At 70.4% G+C, this 1,092-nt stretch carries 1 protein-coding gene; it reads right to left on the bottom strand.

Annotated elements, in window-relative coordinates; genetic code table 11:
* Positions 1-9: 9 nt before the first annotated feature.
* Entirely contained in the window at positions 10-987 is a 978-nt protein-coding gene (locus J4557_RS49060) for an IS481 family transposase (RefSeq protein ID WP_208274830.1), read from the bottom strand.
* Positions 988-1,092 lie beyond the last annotated feature (105 nt).

The following is a 1,092-nucleotide window of genomic DNA, read 5'->3' as shown; positions in this document are numbered from 1 at the left end:
TGTACTCGGTCATGAGGTTGGTGACAGGCGGCTGATGGGTGGGTGACCGCCGAGTGCGGTGTGTGGGCGTTGGGTGTTGTAGTACTCCAGCCAGGGTGCCAGGCGGTGGGTGCGTTGGGTGTTGCTGGTGAACACCTGCTGGTAGGCCCATTCGGTGGCCAGGGTGCGGTTGAAGCGTTCGACCTTGCCGTTTTGCCAGGGGCAGTGCGGGCGGATGAGTTTGTGGCGTGCGTCCAGATCGGCCAGGGCGGCGGCGAAGTCGCGGCTGTGGCGGTAGCACCAGGCGTTGTCGGTCAGCACCCGCTCGATGCGGGTGATGCCGCGGGCGGCGAAGAAGGCGGCGGCCCGGCGCAGGAAGCCGGCCGCGGTGGCGCCTTTCTCGTCGGGGTGGATCTCGGCGTAGGCCAGCCGGGTGTGGTCGTCGACGGCGGCGTGGACGTAGTCGTAGCCGATGCGGGCGTGTTTGTGGCGGGTCAGGCGGGAGCCGCCGCGGCCGTGGGCGCGCCAGCCGCCGCCGTCGGGGATGCGTCCGATCTTCTTGACGTCGATGTGCAGCAGGCTGCCGGGCCGGTCGTGCTCGTAGCGGATGGTGGTGTGGCGGGTAGCCCGGATCGGGTGGCCGGTGAGCGGGTCGCATTCGGCCAGCCGAGGCAGGCCGTGACGGCGCAGGACGCGGGTGACGGTCCGTTCGGGCACCCCGGTCGCGGCGGCGATGAAGGCCGGGCCGCGGCGGTGGTGTTGTCGGTGGTCCAGCACGCGTTGCTCGTCGTGTGGTGCGGTGCGGCCGGGGGTGCGGTGCGGCCGTGAGCTGCGGTCGTGCAGCCCGGCCGGCCCCTCGGCGTCGAAGCGGCGCACCCAGCGATGTGCGCACTGCCGCGAGACGCCCAGCTCCCGAGCGACGTGCGCGACCGGGCGTCCCTGCACACGGACACGCTCGACCAGCAGACGACGGCCGTGGACGGTCAACCGTGCATTAGCGTGGGCCATGAAGACCTCCGAGACGGGTGAAGACGGCTATCTCCACCGCACTCGGAGGTCTTCGCTTTGATCAACCACCAACCCGGCGTGTCACCAACCTCGTGACCGAGTACA

Source organism: Actinomadura nitritigenes (assembly GCF_017573545.1).
GTDB lineage: Bacteria > Actinomycetota > Actinomycetes > Streptosporangiales > Streptosporangiaceae > Spirillospora > Spirillospora nitritigenes.
This window is presented reverse-complemented; position numbering and strand designations above follow the sequence as displayed.

Excerpts from the sequence above, each read along its gene's own strand:
- J4557_RS49060 (WP_208274830.1), bottom strand. The coding sequence starts at position 987 with ATGGCCCACGCTAATGCACGGTTGACCGTCCACGGCCGTCGTCTGCTG.